The 17,808-nt window shown below is 31.9% G+C and carries 13 protein-coding genes and 1 tRNA gene; 3 read left to right on the forward strand and 11 right to left on the reverse strand.

Going from position 1 to position 17,808, the window contains the following annotated elements:
- Window positions 1-23: 23 nt before the first annotated feature.
- Together ACFQ1R_RS12755 and ACFQ1R_RS12760 are read left to right on the forward strand one after the other, a co-directional pair.
- Window positions 24-296 (forward strand): HU family DNA-binding protein, encoded by a 273-nt coding sequence (locus ACFQ1R_RS12755; RefSeq protein ID WP_379926630.1) that lies wholly within the window; start codon window positions 24-26, stop codon window positions 294-296.
- A gap of 120 nt (window positions 297-416) precedes the next feature.
- Window positions 417-977, forward strand: a complete 561-nt coding sequence (locus tag ACFQ1R_RS12760) for a YqgE/AlgH family protein (RefSeq protein ID WP_379926632.1) — start codon at window positions 417-419, stop codon at window positions 975-977.
- 134 nt (window positions 978-1,111) lie between these two features.
- Here ACFQ1R_RS12760 and ACFQ1R_RS12765 read toward each other — a convergent pair whose 3' ends face one another.
- The 3 genes from ACFQ1R_RS12765 to ACFQ1R_RS12775 form a co-directional block, all read right to left on the reverse strand.
- A complete protein-coding gene (locus tag ACFQ1R_RS12765; protein WP_379926634.1) occupies window positions 1,112-1,750 on the reverse strand; it encodes a helix-turn-helix domain-containing protein in 639 nt (212 codons plus the stop codon).
- 44 nt (window positions 1,751-1,794) lie between these two features.
- Window positions 1,795-2,646 carry an aminotransferase class IV gene (locus ACFQ1R_RS12770; protein WP_379926635.1) on the reverse strand — a complete coding sequence of 284 codons (852 nt, stop codon included), beginning with the start codon at window positions 2,644-2,646 and terminating at the stop codon, window positions 1,795-1,797.
- Between the two features lie 65 nt (window positions 2,647-2,711).
- Window positions 2,712-3,101, reverse strand: coding sequence for an START-like domain-containing protein (locus ACFQ1R_RS12775; RefSeq protein WP_379926636.1), 390 nt, complete (start codon window positions 3,099-3,101; stop codon window positions 2,712-2,714).
- A 131-nt stretch (window positions 3,102-3,232) separates the two neighbouring features.
- Here ACFQ1R_RS12775 and ACFQ1R_RS12780 point away from each other — a divergent pair.
- Window positions 3,233-3,306: transfer RNA gene (locus tag ACFQ1R_RS12780), tRNA-Met, on the forward strand.
- Window positions 3,307-3,370: 64 nt separating this feature from the next.
- Here ACFQ1R_RS12780 and ACFQ1R_RS12785 read toward each other — a convergent pair.
- From ACFQ1R_RS12785 to ACFQ1R_RS12820, 8 genes are all read right to left on the reverse strand, one after another.
- Entirely contained in the window at window positions 3,371-4,390 is a 1,020-nt protein-coding gene (locus ACFQ1R_RS12785) for a UDP-glucose--hexose-1-phosphate uridylyltransferase (protein WP_379926637.1), read from the reverse strand.
- A 20-nt stretch (window positions 4,391-4,410) separates the two neighbouring features.
- Window positions 4,411-5,559 (reverse strand): galactokinase, encoded by a 1,149-nt coding sequence (gene galK, locus ACFQ1R_RS12790; RefSeq protein ID WP_379926638.1) that lies wholly within the window; start codon window positions 5,557-5,559, stop codon window positions 4,411-4,413.
- Window positions 5,560-5,738: 179 nt separating this feature from the next.
- Window positions 5,739-8,165, reverse strand: a complete 2,427-nt coding sequence (gene galB, locus ACFQ1R_RS12795; protein WP_379926639.1) for a beta-galactosidase GalB — start codon at window positions 8,163-8,165, stop codon at window positions 5,739-5,741.
- Window positions 8,166-8,251: 86 nt separating this feature from the next.
- Window positions 8,252-9,928: a glycosyl hydrolase 53 family protein gene (locus tag ACFQ1R_RS12800; RefSeq protein WP_379926641.1), complete on the reverse strand. Its 1,677-nt coding sequence runs from the start codon at window positions 9,926-9,928 to the stop codon at window positions 8,252-8,254.
- Between the two features lie 38 nt (window positions 9,929-9,966).
- Entirely contained in the window at window positions 9,967-11,397 is a 1,431-nt protein-coding gene (locus ACFQ1R_RS12805) for an alpha-amylase family glycosyl hydrolase (protein ID WP_379926642.1), read from the reverse strand.
- A 7-nt stretch (window positions 11,398-11,404) separates the two neighbouring features.
- Window positions 11,405-13,246: a glycoside hydrolase family 13 protein gene (locus tag ACFQ1R_RS12810; RefSeq protein ID WP_379926643.1), complete on the reverse strand. Its 1,842-nt coding sequence runs from the start codon at window positions 13,244-13,246 to the stop codon at window positions 11,405-11,407.
- A gap of 92 nt (window positions 13,247-13,338) precedes the next feature.
- On the reverse strand, window positions 13,339-15,459 hold the full coding sequence (locus tag ACFQ1R_RS12815) for a glycoside hydrolase family 97 protein (protein ID WP_379926644.1): 2,121 nt from the start codon (window positions 15,457-15,459) through the stop codon (window positions 13,339-13,341).
- A gap of 18 nt (window positions 15,460-15,477) precedes the next feature.
- Window positions 15,478-17,802 (reverse strand): glycoside hydrolase family 65 protein, encoded by a 2,325-nt coding sequence (locus tag ACFQ1R_RS12820; protein ID WP_379926645.1) that lies wholly within the window; start codon window positions 17,800-17,802, stop codon window positions 15,478-15,480.
- Between the last annotated feature and the right edge of the window lie 6 nt (window positions 17,803-17,808).

Below are 17,808 nucleotides of genomic sequence, written 5' to 3' on the forward strand. Positions count from 1 at the left end.
ATTAATAATTAAATTTTTTTATTATGAACAAAACAGATTTAATCGATGCAATGGCAGAACATGCTGGAATTACTAAAGCAGCTGCTAAAAAGGCATTAGAATGTGCACTTATTGAAATTGAAGGTGCTTTACAAAAAGGCAACCGAGTTTCTTTAGTAGGTTTTGGATCTTGGTCAGTTTCTAAAAGAGCTGCAAGAGAAGGCAGAAACCCACAAACAGGAGCTACTATAAAAATTAAAGCTAAAAAAGTTGTAAAGTTTAAAGCTGGAGCAGATTTATCAAACGCAATAAATTAATTTTTACCTCTTTAATAATATAAAAGCCTTCAAATTTTGAAGGCTTTTTTTTATAATTTATTAAAACAGTTGTTTTTTTAATAAATAAATATTAGATTTAGTTACTAATTCCTATATAATATGGTTACAATTACACCAAAAAAAGGCAATTTGTTAATCGCTGAACCTACCATAATTGGCGATATTTCTTTTAACCGATCCATTATTTTATTAGCAGATCATTCATCTGAAGGCTCTATAGGTTTCATTCTTAATAAACCTTTAGAATACACTATAAATGATTTAGTGCCAGAGGTTGAGGCTACTTTTAAGGTTTATAATGGTGGTCCTGTAGAACAAGATAATTTGTATTTTATTCATAAAATACCTGAATTAATACCTAATAGTATCGAAATTTCTTTAGGCATTTACTGGGGTGGCGATTTTAATAATGTTGCCGAACTTATAGCCAAAGGTACTATAAGTGAAAACGATATTAAATTCTTTTTAGGCTATTCTGGTTGGGATGCTAACCAATTGGAAAATGAATTAAAGTCAAATTCTTGGGTAGTTACTGAAAATATTTACAAAAACAGCATTATTGGAAAAAATTACGAAACATTTTGGAAAGAAAAAATGTTAGAGTTTGGTGATGATTATAGTATTTGGAGTAACGCACCAGAAAACCCTAACTATAACTGAAATTTATGCATAAAAAGAGCTACATCCTCGAGTGAAACGATTTTAGGAAGGAAAATCAGATGTAAACAGACAAGCTATTGCCATAAGATTAGAACTAAAACAGCAATTTTTTATAAACTGAGTTGTATAATGTTTTATTTTGTCAATTTCAAAATAACTTTTCCATAGTATAAAACTCCCACCGAAATTATTAAGCATAGGAACAAACCTGTTCTAAACCCTATACCAAACCCTTCTCGAAAGCCTTGAACTACCAGTAACAAAATAATATATACTAAAAAGCCTGTTCCAAATTTTAGCATTCTTTCAAATGCATTCATTTTTTGAGTTAACAGCACTATAAAAAAAGGAATGAAAAAGCTTAACAATAAAGCTCCAATTCGGCTATTTATATTTGCATTTGAGTCTAAAGTTAAAAATCCGATAATTAACATCAAAAATAAGTTTAGTAGTACAAGAAAAATCCCGTTAACAATCAAAGAACCAATAAATTCACCTTTGTTTTGTTCAATTTTATTTATCAAATAATTACTATCAATTTCAAGTACATCACAAATCAAATTTAAGGTATTTCCTCTGGGTTCATTTTTATTGTTTTCAATTCTTTGAATTGTTCTTAAGTTAACTTTTGATAGTTCAGCTAACTCCTCTTGAGTAAGTCCTTTTGATTTTCGGATTTCGAGAATTTTATTACCAATTGAATTTTTCATACAAATAATTTTTCTCAAATTTATATAATCAGCAAAAGTTTGATAACGGTTTTCCAGTGACATTTTTACGACATTTTACTTTGTCATTTAAATGTCTTGGGGTTTGTTTAATGTTGTACACTTAAACGTAACTTCACATTTAGTTTTTGCAGAATTGTTTTAGAAACTTCACTTTTAAACTCTTTTTTTCGGTATTTTGTTATTGGTTGAATACCTATAATAACATTTGTTATAAAAATTTCATCGGCTTTTTGTAGTTCGAAAGGCGATACAGATTCTTCAATTAATTCATATTCTGTAAGTGGTTTTAAAACTTCAATAATTTGTTTACGCATCACACCTTTTAAACAACCATCACTTATTGGAGGTGTTTTTATAGTATTACCCTTAACAACAAAAATGTTACCGTTCAAGGCTTCAACAACTTGTTTATCTGTATTTAAAATAAAACAATTATTCAAATTATTTTCCTTTGCATAAATACTTCCAACAACATTAAGTATCTTATTATTTGTTTTTAAGGTTGATATTAAACTTGGTGACACATAATGATCTTTAAACAAATCAACTTCATAAAAACCATCTTGAAACACATAAAAATCATCTTCAATTTGTTTTACTGAAATTACAAAACTAACATCATTGGTGGTTGGTAAATACAAACCACCTTCATTTCTATGAACTACTAATTTCACTCTTGAAGAAACATTCGTCATTGAATTTGCTTTCAATGTTTTTTGAATTTCTTCTTCTAGAAATTCCATAGTAAAATTCATAGGGATTTCCATACGCAAAATTCGCATAGAAGCCATTAACCTAAAATAATGATCTTCCCAAAACAATAATTTTCCATGTGATGCTTTTATGGTTTCAAAAAGCGCATCGCCATAAGCATAACCTCTATTTTGAATGGATATTAATTGATTTTTATCTGTAATAGTTCCGTTAAAATTAGTCATAAAAAATCCCGTTCACTTTAATTTTGAAAACGGGACAAATATAATTTAAATATATTATTTTAGAATTAAGCTGAACCCAATACTTGCTTTAAACTAGAAATTTGATTTTCCCAGAGCATTTTAGATTCTTCAACTTCATCTTCTTCAGCAAAATCAGTGATTATTAATGAAACATCTTTCGTTATTTCATCAACTTGAATTTTAATTTCAAAATAAGATGTTTGATCTTCATCATCATTTACCCATCTAAATTTAATACGTTCTCCTGTTTTTTTGCTTATCAATTTTGCTTTTTCTTCACTGTCATCCCAAATAAAAGTAAAAAATTCACCTCTGGAATTAACATTATCTGAAAACCACTCCGATAAACCTGATGGTGTTGAGATATATTGATATATTAATTGCGGTGATGCTTGTATAGTGAATTCTATTTCAAATTTGATTTTTTCGTCCATAAGTACTGTAAAAATTTTAAGTACCCAATATATACATTAATTGATAAGTAGAGCAATAAATTTTATAAATAATTTACACAAGTTATGTTTGCAAACAACAATAATGTTTTTATATTTGCAGCCTTAAATTAGGCGAGGTAGCTCAGTTGGTTAGAGCGTCGGATTCATAACCCGGAGGTCGGGGGATCGTGCCCCCCTCTCGCTACAAATAAAAACCCCAAGATTTTTATCTTGGGGTTTTTATTTTAAATATTTTCTTAATAAGAAAATTATATTAACTCCTTTAATTGCTGTGCTGCAATTTCTGCTGTAATATCACGCTGTGGAGACCCAAACATTTCATAACCCACCATAAACTTTTTAACCGTTGCACTACGTAATAATGGTGGATAAAAACTCATGTGCCAATGCCAATGGGTATTAGCTTCATCGTTTGTTGGTGCTTGATGAATACCACTTGAATATGGAAATGAGGTGTTAAACAATTTATCGTAAGCCTTGGTTAATACTGAAATAGCTTCGGCAAAACCTATTGTTTCTTGTTCGTTCATTCCAAGAATATCTTTTTGATGTTTTTTTGGTGCTATCATCGCCTCAAATGGCCATATTGCCCAAAAAGGTATTAATACTACAAAACTATCATTCTCAAAAATAATGCGTTCTTGCTTTTCTAATTCTTGTTTTAAATAATCGCCTAATAAACTTGTTTTATTTTTATTGAAAAAGTTTATTTGATGTATATCTTTCTTTTCAACTTCATTTGGCAACGTAGATTGACTCCATATTTGACCATGTGGATGTGGATTACTACAGCCCATTACAGCACCTTTGTTTTCAAATATTTGAACATAGTTTATAGCACTGTTTTTACCAATAGTTTTGTATTCACTTTGCCATGTTTCAACTACTTTTTGTATACTAGCAACGTTCATGTCTGCCAAACTTTTAGAATGGTCTGGACTAAAACAAATTACTTTACAAATACCCGTTTCGCTTTGCGCTTGTAACAAACCATCATTTACTTGAAACGATTTTGAATCTTTTTGAAGTGCTGCAAAATCGTTTGTAAACACAAAGGCATTTTTATAATCTGGGTTTACTTCGCCATTTATTCTGGTATTTCCGGCACATAAATAGCAGTTTACATCATATGATGGTCTTACCTCATTTGATACTGTTTCATTTTGTCCTTGCCATGGGCGTTTTGCGCGATGTGGCGACACCAAAACCCATTCGCCTGTTAGTATATTATAGCGTTTATGTGAATAATCCTGTATATCGGTAGTCATTTTTTTGCTTTGAAGTTTTCTTATGAAATTATATGCGTACCATTTGATAGTGCTACTGCATATACCGAACAATCTTTATTAAATCTGTTTTTGTATGCTTTTGAAGCCTCGGTTGTAAACGTTTTTGAATACAATTTTGGAACTAAATTTATTGTGCAACCGCCAAAGCCTCCACCCATCATTCTTGCTCCTAACACGTGTGAAGATTTTTTTGCTAATTCTACTAAAAAGTCTAGCTCTTCACAACTTACTTTATATTGATTTTGTAAACCATCATGCGATGCATAAATTAAATTACCTAACGTTTTTAAGTCACCTAATTCCATTGCTTTTGAAGCTTCAACTACACGCTTATTTTCTTGAATTACATACAACGCCTTTTGATAGTTTTCTGGTGTTACTTTATCTTTAATACCTTCTAAATCATATTCTGTAGCATCGCGTAATGCTTTCACTTTCAACATATCGGCTATAGATTCGCAAACGGAACGCCTATCATTATAAGCACTATCAGATAAACTATGCTTTACGTTTGTGTTTATTAAAATAAGTTCGTAATCTTTAAAATCAATTTCAAATGGTTTCGATTTCACGGTTCTGCAATCTAGTAACAATGCATTATTTTCTATACCAAACATGCTGGCATACTGGTCCATAATACCACATTTCACACCCACATAATTATGCTCTGCTTTTTGTGAAATTAAAATCATTTCTTCTTTTGAAAGCCCTAAATTGAACAATTCATTCAACCCAAAAACCACACTATTTTCTAGTGCCGCAGAAGAAGACATGCCTGCACCACCTGGGATATCGCCACCAAAAGCAATATTAAAATTTCCAATAACTTTACTTCTATTTTGAAGTTCTGAAACTACACCAAATACATAATTTTCCCAACTTCCTTCATGCGATGGCTTTAAAGTATTTAATGAAAAACTTACTTCCTCATCTTTATCAACAGCATAGGCTTTTGATTCGTTTGAATTACTTTTACCAATAGCTGCTACAATACCTTTATTTACGGCTGCTGGAAACACAAAACCATCATTATAATCGGTATGTTCACCTATAATATTAATTCTTCCTGGTGAAAAAATCATTAAAGGTTCTGCTGTGTAAGTACTAGTAAAATGTGATTTTATTCGGTTAATTAATTCTAAATTCATGTTGCGTGAAGTGTAAAATAGTATTTATAAGCTAACAAAATTAACAATTAAAATGCTTTAAATAAAGTGATAAAAAAGTTTTACGAAAAATGAAATAAGGTTGTTAATAGCCATTGCTGAAAGTGCAATGAATACCTATAAAACCTAAATTAGATTTAACAATTCTTAGCTTAAATTTTTTAGTTACTTGTGGAAACAACTAGCTTTTCGGTTTTTAAACCCTTGCCAGAAACTGTTAATTCCATAGTTCCTGCTTTGGTTTTAGATTGTACTAATACTACCAATTTGCCGCTAAACAATTTCATGGTTGGTAAATGAAATAATTCTAAAGAGGTGGCGTCACCGTTACAAGCCGCTTTATAAACACCTTCACCTTTTACACTAAATTTTAATTGATTTGTTGCAGTTGGACATGGAATTCCGTCTTTATCAACAACCGAAACAGTTATGTATGACAAATCTTTTCCATCTGCTTTAATAGTACTTCTATCTGCCTCTAAAACTATACGATGTGGCTTGCCTGCTGTTTTAATTTCTTCTTCAGCAACTGGCTTCCCTTCATTATCAAAAGCTACAACTTTTACAGTACCAGGTTGGTATTTTACATCCATCCACATTAAACGGTAACGGTTTTGTGGTGTTGCATTGTTCTTTTTTTGAATACCCATGCTTTTTCCGTTAATAAAAAGTTCTGCACTATCGTAATTTGTATAAACGAAAACGGGCGTGGTTTCACCTTCGCGTCCTTCCCAATTCCAGTTTGGTAAAATGTGAAGTGTTTCATCTTTTGTATTCCATCTACTTCTGTATAAATAAAAGCGATCTTTTGGAAGTCCTGCCAAATCTGAAATTCCAAAATAAGAACTACGCGATGGCCACTTTTCATCATAAGGTGTTGGTTCGCCTAAATAATCAAATCCTGTCCAAACAAACTCACCAATTACCCAAGGTTTATCATCTTGTAAAACAAAATCTTCATCAGGTACGTTAGACCAACTACAGGCTTCTAAATCATACGATGAACTTTGAAAATCATCATATTGTTTGTTCTTTTCTTGAACAACAGGAAACTTATAAATACCACGAGAACTAACCGTTGAAGCTGTTTCAGAACCTAAAATAAAGCCTTGCGGAAATTTATTAAAAGCTTCATCGTATAAATGAACACGATAATTTAACCCAGGAATATCCAACAACGCTCCAAAACCCGATTCCATTACCGCTTTTACTTGATCCATACCAACGGTTACAGGACGTGTTGGATCTTCTCTATGGAAAATATCTTGCAACCATTTAGCGCGCTTTACACCAGCTTCTCCCCATTGGTCTGGAACTTCATTACCCGAACTCCACATAACAATTGATGGATGATTTCTAGTAGCATGTACCAAATTAACGATGTCTTTTTCAGCATATTCATCAAAAAAACGATGATAACCATTTTCTACTTTAGGTTTTTTCCACTCATCAAAACTTTCGGCTAAAAACAAAAATCCCATTTCATCGCATAATTCCAACTGTTCAAAAGAAGGCATATTGTGCGAACTACGAATAGCATTACAGCCCATATCTTTTAAAATAGTTAACTGCCTGCGTAAAGCCGCTTTATTTACGGCTGCACCCAAAGGTCCTAAATCGTGATGTAAGCAAACGCCTTTAAACTTGGTGACATTTCCATTTAAACTAAAGCCTTTATTGGCTTCATACTTTATATCTCGAATACCAAAACGAGTTGAAACTTCGTCTCTTAATTGACTATCAACAAATAATTGTGATACTGCGGTGTATAAATATGGGGTTTCTGGACTCCATAACTTTGGTTTGTCAACTTTTATATTTTGATCGAATTCATTTCCAAAAGATAATGATGATTCTAGTGTAGTTACTTTATTTCCTTCTGCATCAAAAATAGTAGTAATTAATCGTGAATTAGGAACTGAAACTTTGGTTTTTACATTCACTTTTGCTTCATTACTAGTAACAAAAGGTGTTGTTATAAAAGTTCCCCATTGGTTAATGCTTTCTTTATTTTTAACTATTAAACTAACTTTTCTGTACAATCCAGCTCCAGGATACCAACGCGAAGCGAATGCTTCATTAGTTAATTGTACTGCCAATGTATTTTCGCCTTCTTGTATAACTTCTGAAACATCAAAATAAAAGTAACTGTAGCCATACGCCCACTCGCCTATTTTTTTGCCATTTAAATATACTTGAGGCTCGCTCATAGCGCCTTCAAAAAGCAATATTATTTTTTTATTTTTTGAATTTTTAGGTAACGTGAATTTGTTTCGATACCAAGCAGTACCTATATGAGGTAGCGAACCTGTTCTTCCTGTTTTTTCTGAAGCTACTTTTTCGCCGTTTTGTGTAATGGCAACAACTTGTTTGTCTATGTCTTTATCAAAAGGTCCTTTTATTGCCCAATCGTGCGGCACAGTTACAGTTTCCCATTTTGAATCGTTAAAATTAACTTGAAACGCATTTTCAATAGCGCCTTTATGGAATTTCCAATTGGCATCTAAATCTTTAACTTCTCTTACTTGGGAAAAAAATGCTTGCGTGAATATTAAAAATACAATTAGAATACGGCTAAATTTCATCATTTAAAATCTATAAGATTATTTATTTTTTTGAATTTTTAAAGTAACTAAATTATACTTAATACTCGCTAATTTTAAAATATTTTCTTTTACTTTTTACAGAATTTTACTTGTTGATTGCCTTCATCTGAATGAATAGATAATATATAAACACCTGAACTTAATGTAGAAACATTTATTGAACTTTGATTTTCTAATTTAACATTAGAGAGCAAAATTTCACCTAAAATATTTGTGATTTGTATTGATTGAATTTGAATAGTATCAATATTATGAAGCTTTAAAATATTATTAACGGGGTTTGGATATATTTCTACTTTTTTTTTAAAATTTTTTCTTTCCGCACTTAATGTTCCTGACTTTGCAACCGTAAGTACTGATGACAAATCGGATCCTAATTTAGCACCCCAATTTTCTGTCCATAGTTCTACATAAAAATCATAATACTCGCCATTTGTTAATTCGGCACTAGGCGTTGTAGCAAGTGGTATTGCAAGTGTTATTGAACTAGTTTTATTGGTTCCTGTTTCGGGTACTAAAAATTGATTTCCAGAACTTTCTACTACAGTTTGCAACCAATTGCCAGCTGAATTTCTTTTAAAAATTCCTGCGTAAAAATAGCTGGTAGCTGCATTTGCTGTATAGGTAACATTTGCTGTTACATTTGTACCTTGCTCAATAGGGTTAGCTACAAATCCATTAACAGTTACTTGTTCAACTGGTGTTGTTAAATTCCCTTTAAAAGCGTCTAGTGCTGGTGATGGTTTACCGTTGGATTGCCAAGCGTTTAATTGGTAACCACTCCAACTTTTTTCACCTTCAGGTTCCCAATAAACAACACCTAATCCTTTATTATTTGGTACATTTTTAACTGCAGAAATTACTTCAACTAGCATATCATAAGTATTCTGAACTAACGTAAAATCGCCACCAACCTCAACTATCATAACTTCTTTACCATATCTTGTAACCATATCATTTAGGTTATTTTGTAAGTCATTAATTGTTACTGTATAATCACTATTTAACCAATATGGGTAATATGAAAGCCCTATAACATCATACCTAACATTATTAGCGGTTGCATTATCAAAAAAATATCTAAACCTTCCGTTGTTATTTCCTTGATCAATATGAACAATTACTTTGATAGTGTTATCAATTGCCTTAGTAGCATCGTATCCTTTATTTAATAATTGAGCTAATTGACCCCAATTTGACGTGTTACCATCTGGCCACAAAATACCGCTAGGAATTTCATTACCAATTTGAACCCATTCTGGTGTTACACCTGCTGTTTTCAAGTCATTTAAAACATCAAAAGTGTGATTGTAAACGTCATCTAATAACTGTGTAAACGTATGACTTGCCCATGCTGCTGGTTTGGTTTGTTTTCCAGGATCTGCCCAAGAATCGCTGTAATGAAAATCTATCATAATGCGCATGCCTAATTGTTGTGCTCTAACGGCCATAACAACTGTTTCGGCAGGACTGCAATGTCCACTAGCTCTATCATTTGAAGGATTTACCCAAACACGAAGTCTTATAGTATTTATACCTCTATCTTTTAGCAATTGCAAACAGTCCTTTTGTGTGCCATCTACATCATAAAATTTATAACCAGTGGCTTCCATTTGAGATAGCCAACTTACATCTGCGCCATTTGAAAATGAAAAAGTTGTAGTTTGTGCTTTGCTTATATAAACATTTGCAAATAGCACTATTCCCAATAAAAATAATTTAAGCTTTACTGTTATTTTTTTCATTAGTATTTAGTTTAAAACCTGTGACTTGGACTATGATGTTAATAAATTAATATTTTATATTCCCAAGGTTGTAGTGTAATATCTTGGTTGTTTAAAACAATTTCTTTATTTGCAATATAATCTAACATTTTACCTTGGTTAAGGTTTTTTATAGTTTGTGGTTCGTTAGAAAAGTTACCCATAAATATAAGTTTATTTTCACCTCTTCTACGTTCAAATAGTAATATATTACTATTATTTGTTTCAATTCGTTTGTATGAAGCAGCTACTTTACCGCCATTTAAAGCTGGGTTTGTGTTTTTTAAATATCCAAGTTTTTTCAAAAGTTCAAAATAAGATCCTTTGGTTTTAGGAATAGAATCTTTTTCAAAAAACTTTAACCGATGTGATAAATCGTATTCTTGACCCGAATAAATTAATGGCATACCTGGCATAGCGTATGTAAGTGCAGTAAAAATATTTTTGTTATTTGGCATACGCTCTTTTAGTGTACCACTCCATGAATTTTCATCATGGTTTGTTACGAAATTCATATTAATATCATCGCGCTGAAGGGTAGAATCAATTTTTATCATATAATCATCGAAGGCTTTAACCGTTTTTTCACCTTTTGAAATTTCATTAAAAATATGATGTGCTTCCCAACCGTATTGCATATCAAAAGCATTTACTAACAAATCTGGCTGTTCCGCTTCAGCAAGCATAAATATTGGTTTAATTTTATTTAATTCAGTTTTTGCAGTTTCAAAAAAATCAACAGGTACTTTATGCGCAACATCCATTCTAAAACCATCAATATTGGCTTCTTTTAACCAATAGGACAAATCTGAAATCATTTCTTTACGCATGTTCTTGTTATCATAATTCAAATCGGCGGTATCTGTCCAGCCCCAAGATTCTCCAGTTTCTGGATTTATTGGGTCTATAATTTCACCTTTGTCATTCTGCGTGTAATAATCGGGATGTGCAGTTACCCAAGGATGATCCCAACCGGTATGATTTGGCACCCAGTCTACAATAACATATATACCATTTTTGTGTGCTGTAGTTACTAGATTTTTAAAATCTTCAAGCGTACCAAATTCTGGATTTATTGCTTTATAATCGGACACAGAATAGTAACTTCCCAGGTATTTTTCGCGTTCTTTTTCATCGGCAATTTCTGAAGTAAATTTATCTCCTGTTGCTTTTCTTTTAATTTTTGAAATAGGATTAATAGGCATTACCCAAATTATTTTTACACCTAATTCTTTTAAAACAGGTATGTCTTTTGTGAATGCATTAAATGTGCCTTTTGGTGAATACTGACGAATATTTGCTTCATAAATAACAGCATTTTCCATCATTTCTGGAGATACTGGAGCAATTTCTGTAATTAATGAAGATTGATCTGTTTCTGTTTGTTTCTCTTTTTTACATGAATAAAAAACTGTAACTAAAACAAGTGCTAATAGTATTATTTTTTTCATAGTGATATTATTTTTTTGAAGTTAATATGAAACTTCCTTTGTTATTTAAAACCAACGCTTCGTCCCAAACAACCAATGTATTTGATATAATATTTTTTAAGGTTTTGCCCTTTAAACCAATTTCTTCAAACCTATTTAAATCTAATGTTATTGGCTGCTCATTTTTATTTATAATGTTAACTATCGTTTCATCTTCAAAAATTCTAAACAGCACATAAACACCTTGCTCTGGTGCAAAATGAATGGTTTTGCCATGGTGAATGGCACTACTTGTTTTACGATAATTCAACAGTTTTTTTACAAAAGATTGCATGTCTTTTTGTGCGTTAGTTAAACCTTCTCCTGTAAACACATTTATAGTATCGCCATCCCAACCACCAGGAAAATCGGTACGAACCAATCCATGATCGCCTGGTTTTGCAAAATCGTTCATTAATATTTCTGTACCGTAATAAATTTGTGGTATTCTAGGTAATGTTAGTACATAACTTAATGCCATTTTTGTTTTTTCAACATCGCCTTCAAGTTGCGTAAAAATACGACTCATATCGTGATTGTCTGGAAAAATCATGATATCTTCAGGTTTGGTATAATAAAAATCGTTTGCCAAACCTTCATACATTTTTACTAATCCAGAATCCCAATTTTCATTTTCATTCAACCCATTTACTATGTTTCTTTGCATTGCAAAATCCATAGGCGATTTTAAATTAGACTCATAGCCATCTAAATTTTTAGCACCTGTTTGCCAGTAACCAATAAGTAATGGATTTATACTCCATTCTTCACCTACAATACTGAAATTTGGATATTCATGCATTATTGCTCCTGCCCATTGACTCATAAAATTTTTATCTGGATATGGGTACGTGTCTTGACGAATGCCTCCTAAATTGGCTATTTCAATCCACCAAATACTATTTTGAATGATATATTTTGCCATAAACGGATTGCGCTGATTCAAATCTGGCATACTAGATACAAACCAACCATCACGCATCACATCTTGGTCTTTTTTTGATACGTATCTATCTTGATTACTGGTTCTTCTATGGTTGGTTGTAATTGTTACATTGTTGTTCCAGTTAGCCTTATTGTTTTCATAGTTTTTTTGATAATTCACCCAATCTTTAAAAGGTAAATCTTTCATCCACCAGTGTTCTAAACCACAATGGTTTGCTACTTGATCCATAATTAATTTTATGCCTTTTTTTTGGGCTTCGCTAGATAAAGTAATGTATTCTGCTAAAGTTCCAAACCGCGGATCAATTTCATAAAAATTTGTCATAGCATACCCATGATACGAACTTTGAGGCATGTTGTTAGTTAATACAGGGCATGGCCATATGGCTGTAAAACCCATGTTTTCAATATAATCTAAATGATTTGTGATACCTTGAATATCACCACCATGTCTTGCATAATCATTACTTCTGTCTATCGATTTTTCAAGTAAATTTTTATTAATATCGTTTGAAGGATTTCCATTAGCAAACCTATCAGGTGTAATTAAATATATAGCATCTGTACTGTTGAAACCTACATAATCTTCAGCTAGTTTTAATCGTTCTTTAAGTTGATATGGTTGTTTTATTGTTTTCCCGTTTTTAAACTTGAATATGATATTGAAATTGCCTGCTTTCGTTTTTTTATCAATATCAATATCTACAAACAAATAATTTGGACTATCTGCCTTATGTACTTTTTTAATAGTAATACCTTCATAAGAAATACTAGGAAGAGCTTCCGAAATATTTGGATGTTTTACCAATAATTGCAACTGGGTGTTTTTAAAACCAACCCACCAATTTAATGGTTCTATACGTTCTATTTGCGCATAGCCCTTCATGCTTAAAAAAAGGGTTATTAAGCTGATATAAAATAATTGCTTAATAGTTTTATTTTTTTTAAAATAGTAATTCATAAACTTATTTTATTAGACTATTCAATTTCTTTAATACTTATAGCATAACCACCACCTGGTACAGAAACTTGCGATAGTTTAGACTTGTTTGTAACCTTAATAGTTTTTATGGTATAAGCTTGCGGGTTTGTTTTGTAATGTGCATCTTTTGCATCGGCATAGATAGTAGCTATGTATTTTTTACCTTTTTCTAAGAAATCAAATTTGATGTTTGATGTTCTGGTATTATTACCATTTACGTTACCAACAAACCAATTATTTGAACCTTTTTGTTTGCGAGCAACGGTAATATAATACCCTGGTTCTGCTTCTAAATAGGTGCTTTCATCCCAATCAATTGCTACATCTTTTATAAATTGAAAAGCATCCATAAATTGCTCGTAATGTTCAGGTAAATCGGCAGCCATTTGTAACGGACTGTACATGGTTACATATAAAGCTAATTGGTTGGCTAGTGTGCTATTTACATGCGAATCGTTGTTTGGACTAAACTTGTTAATATTCATTTCAAAAATACCAGGTGTATAATCCATTGGTCCACCTATTAAACGTGTAAAAGGTAACACGGTAACATGGTTAGGTTTAGAACCTCCAAACGCCTGAAACTCTGTACCTCTAGCTGCTTCATTTCCAATTAAGTTTGGATACGTTCTACAAATTCCTGTTGGACGAACTGCTTCATGCGCATTTACCATAACTTGATAATCGGCTGCTTTTTCGATAGCATATTGATAATGATTTACAATCCATTGGCTATAATGGTGTTCGCCTCTTGGTAAAATATTACCTACATAACCACTTTTTACAGCATCATACCCATTATTTTTCATGAATTGATAGGCTTTATCCATGTGGCGTTCATAATTTCTAACAGAGCCTGATGTTTCATGATGCATAATCATTTTAACGCCTTTAGATTTTGCATATTTGTGAATAGCTTGTACATCAAAATCGGGATATGGTGTTACAAAATCAAATACATAATCTTTAGATTGCCCAAACCAATCTTCCCAACCTTCATTCCAACCTTCTACTAAAACAGCATCAAATCCGTGTTTTGAAGCAAAATCTATATAGCGTTTTACTTTGGTATTATTTGCGGCATGTGTAGTATTAGGTTTCAATTTGCTAAAATTAGTTACGCCTAGTTGTACTGCAGGTATTTCATCTGTATATGCCCATGAACTTTTTCCTGTTATCATTTCCCACCAAACACCTATGTATTTTACTGGTTTAATCCAAGAAGTATCATCAATTTTACATGGTTCGTTTAGATTTAATGTGATTTTAGATTCCAAAATATCTCTAGCATCATCACTAACCATAATTGTGCGCCAAGGTGTATTGCATGGTGCTTGCATATAGCCTTTATCGCCAACTGCATCTGGCGTTAAGTGTGATTCGAAAATCATGTTTTTATCATCTAAATTAAGATGCATACAAGCATAATTAATTAGTGCTGCTTCATGTAAATTAATGTACAAACCATCATTCGTTTTCATCATTAGGGCTGTTTGCACACCAGTTTTTGAAAATTGTTTTTGTGATGCATTACTTGTTACAGCTGTATCAAATTTTTCACGTATTTCTGATAGTTTAGATTCTGTATAATCATATTCTTGGGTATCATAATCTCCTGGAATCCAAAATGCTGTATGATCGCCAGTCATTGCAAATTGTGTTTTTTCTTCTTTAATTACGAAATAAACTAGTTTTTTTTGTTCTGGAAATTCGTAACGAAACCCTAACCCATCATTAAATAAACGGAATCGAATTATAACTATTCTATTGGTTTCGTTTTGCTTTAAAGTAACTTCTAATTCGTTGTAATGATTACGAATGGCATTTACTTCGCCCCAAACAGGTTTCCAAGTTTCATCAAACGTTGAGGTGTTTGTTTTGGAAACAACAAAATCATTCAGTAACGATTTTTTATCATCTTTTAACTCTAAACCTAGAGTACTTGATTTTATTACCGCTTTATCTTTATAGGATAATTGATAGGTTGGTGTTCCATCATTTTTTAGCGAAAACTGCATAGTTAACATTCCATTAGGCGACTTTAACTCTTGAGCGATAACTAAATTAAATGCCGATACTAAAAAGGCTAAGGTTACTAAAACTGATTTTATTTTCATATTATTAATTTTTGTGTTTTAAGCACTAATAGAATTTAACGTTTGCAACTGTTTATTTTTTATTAATACTGCTTTATTGTTGACTAGAATTTCTAAATCGTCACCACTTTCTAGCAAGAAAATAGTTTTATTATTACTAACAGTAACTTTTAAAATTCTATTTCTAAAATTCACTTTAAATGAATATCCTTGCCATTCTTTAGGAATTTTTGGTGTAAATGATAAGGTGTTATTTTTAATTCGCATACCACCAAAACCTTCAACAATACTCATCCAAGTTCCAGCCATGGAGGTTATGTGCAACCCTTCATGCACTTCGTGGTTATAATCGTCTAAATCCAACCTTGATGTTCGTAAATAAAATGCATAAGCTTGTTCCATTTTATCTAATTTGGCAGCTTGGATACTATGAATACATGGCGACAACGAACTTTCGTGAACTGTAAAAGGCTCGTAAAAATTAAAATGACGTTCTAATTCTTGAGTTGTAAAAGCATCTTCAAACAAATAAAATCCTTGTAAGGTATCGGCTTGTTTAATGTATGGCGAACGCAAAATCCTGTCCCAACTCCATTTTTGATTGATAGGGCGTTGCGCGTTATCTAGTTCTGAAACCGTTACTAATTCTTTATCTAAAAATCCGTCTTGCTGAAGAAATACCTTGTGTGTTTCAGAATACGGGAAATACATAGCATCTGCAACTGTTTTCCAAGTATTCATCTCTGCTTTTGAAAGCTTTACTTTATTCATAATTCTAGTATAATCGGAAGCGTATTCACTTTCAATTTTTTGAATATTTTCCAAAGTATAATTGATGCACCACTGTGCTAAATAGTTGGTATAAAAATTATTATTTACGTTGTTTTCATATTCATTTGGACCTGTAACTCCTAAAATTACATACTTATTTTTATCCTTTGAAAACGTAGCACGTTGTTGCCAAAAACGGGCAATGCCAATAAGCACTTCCAACCCTTTTTCTGGTATATATGAATAATCATTTGTGTAACGGTAGTAGTTATAAATAGCAAAAGCGATGGCGCCATTTCGGTGTATTTCTTCAAAGGTAATTTCCCATTCGTTGTGACACTCTTCACCATTCATGGTTACCATAGGGTATAATGCAGCTCCATTTTTAAATCCTAAATTCTTTTCGGCATTCTCAATAGCTTTTTCTAAATGATTATAGCGGTATTCCAAAAGGCTTTTTGCAACCTGTTGATCTTTAGTAGCCATATAAAATGGTATACAATAGGCTTCGGTATCCCAATAGGTGCTTCCTCCATATTTTTCGCCAGTAAACCCTTTTGGACCAATGTTAAGTCTTGAATCTTTACCTAAATAAGTTTGATTTAATTGGAAAATATTAAAACGAATACCTTGTTGTGCTTTTACATCACCTTCAATAGTAATATCTGCCATTTCCCAAATGCTTGCCCAAGCTTGCTTTTGGTTTTCTAACAAACCACTAAAACCTAAACTAATAGCTTTTTTAAGCACTTCTTTAGCTGCAGGAACAAGTTTGGTTTTGTCATGGTTTCTATCAACAGTGTAACCACCAAATTTTTGAATGATATAAACATCATTTTTCTTTATTTGATGCTCGTAACTAAATGATACAAATTGCTTATCTGTATTTACTTTTGGCTGAATAGATACTGGTTTTCCATTTACAAATACTTCAGATTCCATAAATGTACAGGTATGAAAATCTGTTTTCATGGTTTTAGCTTGAATAAATGCTTGATTGTTTTCTTGAGAAACACTTAAAGTATCCCAAAATTTATCATCCCAATTGGTATCTTTATTTGTAATACCACTATCTAAATATGGTTGAAATGTAATGGTTGCATCTCCATTTACTGGTTTAATAACGTATTGAATTGCACCAACCTCATCTAGATCTAAACTTAAAAAACGTTTGGTTTCTACTTCAATTTGTATGTTATTTTGAAGTGTAGCTTTAAAACTTCTAGATAACCAACCTGCTTTCATATTAAGTTCGCGCCTAAAATTTTCTACTTTTTTACAGGTGAATAAATCGAGTTGTTCACCATTTATTTCAATGTTAATTCCTATCCAATTAGGTGCATTTAATACTTTGGCGAAATACTCTGGGTAGCCATTTTTCCACCAACCCACGCGGGTTTTATCGGGGTAATACACACCAGCAATATAACTGCCTTGAAATGTTTTACCCGAATAGTGTTCTTCAAAATTGGCGCGTTGCCCCATAGCACCATTACCAATACTGAATAAACTTTCTGAAGATTCTACACGATTGGTGTTAAAACCTTCTTCTATGATTGACCAACTATCTGGTTTTATATAATTTTGATTCATGTTTTT

The sequence above is a fragment of the Mariniflexile jejuense genome, from assembly GCF_042675665.1.
In the GTDB taxonomy this organism is placed as follows: Bacteria; Bacteroidota; Bacteroidia; order Flavobacteriales; family Flavobacteriaceae; genus Mariniflexile; species Mariniflexile jejuense.

Bases quoted from the DNA above. Each gene is read 5' to 3' on its own strand.
- ACFQ1R_RS12755 (WP_379926630.1), top strand. From the start codon at position 24: ATGAACAAAACAGATTTAATCGATGCAATGGCAGAACATGCTGGAATT.
- ACFQ1R_RS12760 (WP_379926632.1), top strand. From the start codon at position 417: ATGGTTACAATTACACCAAAAAAAGGCAATTTGTTAATCGCTGAACCT.
- ACFQ1R_RS12765 (WP_379926634.1), bottom strand. From the start codon at position 1,750: ATGTCACTGGAAAACCGTTATCAAACTTTTGCTGATTATATAAATTTG.
- ACFQ1R_RS12770 (WP_379926635.1), bottom strand. From the start codon at position 2,646: ATGACTAATTTTAACGGAACTATTACAGATAAAAATCAATTAATATCC.
- ACFQ1R_RS12775 (WP_379926636.1), bottom strand. From the start codon at position 3,101: ATGGACGAAAAAATCAAATTTGAAATAGAATTCACTATACAAGCATCA.
- ACFQ1R_RS12785 (WP_379926637.1), bottom strand. From the start codon at position 4,390: ATGACTACCGATATACAGGATTATTCACATAAACGCTATAATATACTA.
- galK (WP_379926638.1), bottom strand. From the start codon at position 5,559: ATGAATTTAGAATTAATTAACCGAATAAAATCACATTTTACTAGTACT.
- galB (WP_379926639.1), bottom strand. From the start codon at position 8,165: ATGATGAAATTTAGCCGTATTCTAATTGTATTTTTAATATTCACGCAA.
- ACFQ1R_RS12800 (WP_379926641.1), bottom strand. From the start codon at position 9,928: ATGAAAAAAATAACAGTAAAGCTTAAATTATTTTTATTGGGAATAGTG.
- ACFQ1R_RS12805 (WP_379926642.1), bottom strand. From the start codon at position 11,397: ATGAAAAAAATAATACTATTAGCACTTGTTTTAGTTACAGTTTTTTAT.
- ACFQ1R_RS12810 (WP_379926643.1), bottom strand. From the start codon at position 13,246: ATGAAGGGCTATGCGCAAATAGAACGTATAGAACCATTAAATTGGTGG.
- ACFQ1R_RS12815 (WP_379926644.1), bottom strand. From the start codon at position 15,459: ATGAAAATAAAATCAGTTTTAGTAACCTTAGCCTTTTTAGTATCGGCA.
- ACFQ1R_RS12820 (WP_379926645.1), bottom strand. From the start codon at position 17,802: ATGAATCAAAATTATATAAAACCAGATAGTTGGTCAATCATAGAAGAA.